Here is a 4466-nt window from a genome sequence, read left to right on the forward strand (position 1 = left end):
CCTCCCTGCCCGCCGCACGCTCCGGGATAACTGCTGTACCCTCCCTGCCCGCCGCACGCTCCGGGATAACTGCTGTACCCTCCCTGCCCGCCGCGCGCTCCGGGATAACTGCTGCACCCTCCTTGCCCGCCGCACGCTCCGGGAATGCTTCCGGCTCCTCCAAAAAGTCAGCTCTCCACTCGATCATGTCCGGGCCCTGCTCCATTGCGTTGCGGACAGAATATACAATTTCCTGCCGTGTTCTGCCCATCACAGGCACGCAGATTTTGGGGATTCCCTCCCCCAGAATCAGATTGCGGATTTTTACAGTATTTGACATAGCAGACGAATCCTTTCTCTTCCCAATTACCTTCTGTGCATAAACAATATCAGAACTATCACACAAAATCTCCACCGTTTTCTGATCCGGCTCCCCGTGAAAAAACTTATCCAGCACCTTCTGAAATACTTCGCATTCCGGCTTTGCCAAGGCAAATAACGTCATAGAAGATTTCAGCTTCAGGTTATCCGGCCATCCCATCACTTCCTGTGCATCACTGGATTCTGTCTCCAGAAGCGCCTCCGATATTTCCACGAGATTTTGCCCCAGCATATCATCTTCCATATATGCTTTCGCCTCATCCATGTCTCTTATTGCATAATACCTGGCCATTTCGCTGTAACCCAGTCCCGCAATCTGCGGAAAAATAAACCACATCCAGTGGCTGTGTTTCTGTCCTGCTTTTATCTCCTGCAGGGCAGTCTGGTAATAATTCTGCTGTGCACTCCGAAATCGTTCTAAATTATAATCCATGCTCCGTTTCCTCTTTCCCGGTAAAATAACATCATTTTCTGCTTACCATTATTCTACCACAGGTCCGCCTCTTTTCCTACCATAAAAGAAAAAAGCCATTTCTAAACCAACAGTTTAGAAATTATTGAACTAATTATACCTGTGATACCTTCCATGTTCAGAAATTCGTGCTATGATATAGATACGAAGAAAATGGAGGAACACAAAAATGAAATTATCTCTTGCCGCAAATATCAGCAAATTACGAAAAGAACATTCCATGACACAGGAACAGCTGGCGGAGGCATTGGGCGTCACCTTTGCTTCTGTCTCAAAATGGGAGCGTGGCGTAGCGACACCGGAGTTAAATCTGATTGCGGAAATGGCGGATTTGTTTGAGGTATCCATTGATGCGCTGATAGGATATCAGTTCCGGAACAACGACAGACAAAATGTGATCGCAAGATTAAAGCAGTATCTCCACGACAGAAGCAGCGAAGATGTTTACGCAGATATTGAAAAATCGCTGCAGCGCTATCCGAATTGTTTTGAGATAGCCTATTACAGCGCGCGGATATATCGTGTAAGAGGTCTTTGTCAGAATAAACCCGAATACTCCAGAAGAGCACTTGCTCTGTATCAACGTGCGTGTATGATGATTGGACAGAATACCGACCCGGAGGTCAGCGAAATCTCTGTCCGCAATGAAATGGCAGATATTTACCTTACGCTTGGTGAATACGATAAATGTCTGGAAATATTGAAACAGTACAATCCCTGCCGCTTAAATCATCCGCTTATCGGGCAGACATTGGCATCCGCATGCGATGACCCGAAAGGAGCTTTGCCGTATTTATCAATGGCGCTGCTCGACTTAACCAGAACGCATATGTCAATCGTTACGGGATATCTCAATGTCTATTGTAAAACCGGGAATTATCAGGACGCACTGCTTCTTGTGGACTGGGCGCTTGCATTCTACCCCGGACTGCGGGTTCCCGGAAAACGAAGCTACATGGACAAAAGTGAAGCCATTCTCTGGGCAGTCCGGGCGGAGGTCCTATTGTCACTTAATAAAAAAGAGGATGCCATAAACAGTCTCCGTCAGGCAAAAACGATTGCGCTGCTGTTTGACGAAGCGCCCAGCTATGACGCATCAAACATTCGCTTTTTCTCCTGCGGGACACCTGCAACCGCTTTCGATGATTTAGGAGAAACTGCAATCATCGGGATTGACAATCTCATAGCAAAACATGAAAAAAACGAATTATCTGATTTATGGAGGAGGGTCAAAGATGAATCACAAACACAAATCTGCCAGTAAAAAATATATCGCCCAGTTTTACAAAAAGAATCATGCTTCCTTTTTGATTGCCCTGATTTCCTCACTGCTGACTGCCGCTCTCAACCTCTGGATTGCATGGATGCTGCAGCAGATGGTTGATTTTGTATCGGGTGTTTCCGGCGCTTTTGGGTTGCCTGTTTTAGTCTGGTACGTTGTCAGCGTGGTCGCAGCGATTCTTCTTCTGAAAGCAATGAGTTACTTTTCCCGGCCGCATTTTATGGAAAAGGCGATGAGACAATATAAAGATTATGCATTCCATAAGCTGACCCAGAAGAACATTTCCGCATTTTATGTTGAAAATACCGCGAATTACATATCTGCATTTTCCAATGATGCCGCGACCGTTGAGAATGGTTATTTGGATATGCAATTCAACATTTTGTCTAATATTATCATGCTGACCGGTGCATTACTGATGATGCTTATGTATCATCCGCTGATGACAGTTATCGCCTGCGCATTTTTCCTGCTGCCCATCGGCGTATCCTATATCACAGGGAACCGCATGGAAACAGTGGAAAGAAACATATCCGAGAAAAACAGTAAGTTAATTGCCACATTAAAAGACAGCCTGAGCGGTTTCTCTATAATCAAAAGCTTCAAGGCGGAAAATGCCATCTTTGATTTGTTTGCACATAACAACACCGCCGCAGAACAAGCCAAATGTAAGAAGCGGAAGCTGGTAACGGTCATCGGCTGTCTGGCAAGCGTGGCAGGGATTACCGCACAGCTCGGAACGTTTTTAGCCGGTGCCTGGCTCGCTTCATCCGGTCAGGATATCACACCGGGCATACTGATTGCTTTTATTAATCTGACAGCTTATGTGATTCAGCCAATCCAGGAATTGCCGGAACAGCTCGCATCGAGAAAAGCGGCAATCGCACTGATTGACAAACTCGCTGATTCTCTGGAAGGCAATGTACGTGATGAAGGTATGCACATTCCAAATCAGTTAAACACCGGGATTACGATGAAAAATGTTACGTTTGGTTATGATGCAGAATGTGATGTTCTGCACAATATCAGCACTGCCTTCGATGCCGGGAAAAAATACGCAATCGTGGGAACCTCCGGCAGCGGAAAATCTACGCTTCTGAATTTGCTTATGGCGAGTCACGGAAACTACTCCGGACAAATCTGCTATGACGGACAGGAAGTAAAGGACATCAGCAGTGAATCGCTGTATGACATCGTTTCGATGATTCAGCAGAATGTCTTTATTTTCAACGCCTCTATCCGCGATAATATCACGATGTTCCATGAGTTTCCGGCGGCGGAGGTGGAGCGGGCAATCGAGCTTTCCGGCCTGTCAAAACTGATAAAGGAGCGTGGTGAGGACTATCTCTGCGGAGAGAATGGCAGCGGATTGTCCGGCGGCGAAAAACAGCGTATCTCCATTGCACGCAGCCTGCTCAAAAAGACAAAGGTGCTTCTTGTTGACGAGGCAACCGCAGCCCTGGACGCCGAAACCGCCTGTCAGGTATCAAGTGCGATTCTCGGACTGGAAGGTGTAACGGGCATCGTGGTTACGCACGCCCTTAATGAGACTCTGCTCAGACAATACGATGGCATTATTACGCTGAAAAATGGCTCGATTGTTGAATCGGGAACTTTCGATGAACTGATTGCAGAGAAAGGATATTTCTATTCGCTGTTTACGATTTCCCAGTGATGCTCCGTCCATGAGCCATCCTGGTCAGCCTGGTCAGTACCTTGGTTAGTATCCTGGTCACTACTGCTAACCAGGCTCTTAAACATAACCATAATATCCTCTCGTTAATTGTATGATGCCGGGGACAAAAGTCCCCGGCTATGACGCCTGCGGATTGCAGCACGCAGATAGTTTCTTCATGGTCTCTTTTTTTGCTTACAGCAGCTCCTTTACCGCCAGCGCGTCCGCACATGCCTGGCAGTCGCAGTAAAGCGCACCCTTTGCTTTGATGTCCTGGGCGTGCGCAAGAACAGCTCCGGTCTTTTCTCCGAATACCTTTGCGCCCATATCGGAACCGGCAAAGGCAATCAGACCATCAATGGGCGTAACATCCGCATCAATCTCCGCAATAAGCGCTTCCTTTGCCGCGGCTTCTTTTTCGGTTCCCACAGCGTCCAGATACGCCTGTCCCGCAGCCTTCAGCTCTGCGCAGCAGGAAGGCGCGCTGATCATATCCTGTATCTTTTTGATTACTTCACTCATTTTGGTACCTCCTTCTGAAATAAAATGATATCTACAGCCGTTTTTATCATACCACAATTTATATAAAATGGAAAGATTTTCTCCTGCTGTTTTCGCCTTAGTATAAGCCATTTATGATAATGTCCTAGTATACCACATATGAAAATGTCCCGGAT

General features: G+C 46.8%; 4 protein-coding genes. 2 read left to right on the forward strand and 2 right to left on the reverse strand.

Annotated features, from left to right (window positions below; translation table 11 throughout):
* Window positions 1-793, reverse strand: a 793-nt coding sequence (locus ACLU9Q_RS00445) for a type I 3-dehydroquinate dehydratase (protein ID WP_412624518.1), incomplete at its 3' end; no start/stop codon positions are given.
* A 208-nt stretch (window positions 794-1001) separates the two neighbouring features.
* Here ACLU9Q_RS00445 and ACLU9Q_RS00450 point away from each other — a divergent pair.
* Together ACLU9Q_RS00450 and ACLU9Q_RS00455 are read left to right on the forward strand one after the other, a co-directional pair.
* Entirely contained in the window at window positions 1002-2096 is a 1095-nt protein-coding gene (locus ACLU9Q_RS00450) for a helix-turn-helix domain-containing protein (RefSeq protein ID WP_296832004.1), read from the forward strand.
* Window positions 2068-3789 carry an ABC transporter ATP-binding protein gene (locus ACLU9Q_RS00455; RefSeq protein ID WP_296832005.1) on the forward strand — a complete coding sequence of 574 codons (1722 nt, stop codon included), beginning with the start codon at window positions 2068-2070 and terminating at the stop codon, window positions 3787-3789. Before ACLU9Q_RS00450 ends, ACLU9Q_RS00455 begins: the two co-directional genes overlap by 29 nt.
* A 195-nt stretch (window positions 3790-3984) precedes the next feature.
* On the opposite strand, the gene ACLU9Q_RS00460 is transcribed toward ACLU9Q_RS00455, so the two are convergent.
* Window positions 3985-4311, reverse strand: coding sequence for a hypothetical protein (locus tag ACLU9Q_RS00460; protein ID WP_296832007.1), 327 nt, complete (start codon window positions 4309-4311; stop codon window positions 3985-3987).
* Window positions 4312-4466: the final 155 nt, after the last annotated feature.

The organism is Marvinbryantia sp. (assembly GCF_047017445.1).
Classification (GTDB): Bacteria; Bacillota; Clostridia; order Lachnospirales; family Lachnospiraceae; genus Marvinbryantia.

Bases quoted from the DNA above. Each gene is read 5' to 3' on its own strand.
- ACLU9Q_RS00455 (WP_296832005.1), top strand. From the start codon at position 2,068: ATGAATCACAAACACAAATCTGCCAGTAAAAAATATATCGCCCAGTTT.
- ACLU9Q_RS00460 (WP_296832007.1), bottom strand. From the start codon at position 4,311: ATGAGTGAAGTAATCAAAAAGATACAGGATATGATCAGCGCGCCTTCC.
- ACLU9Q_RS00450 (WP_296832004.1), top strand. From the start codon at position 1,002: ATGAAATTATCTCTTGCCGCAAATATCAGCAAATTACGAAAAGAACAT.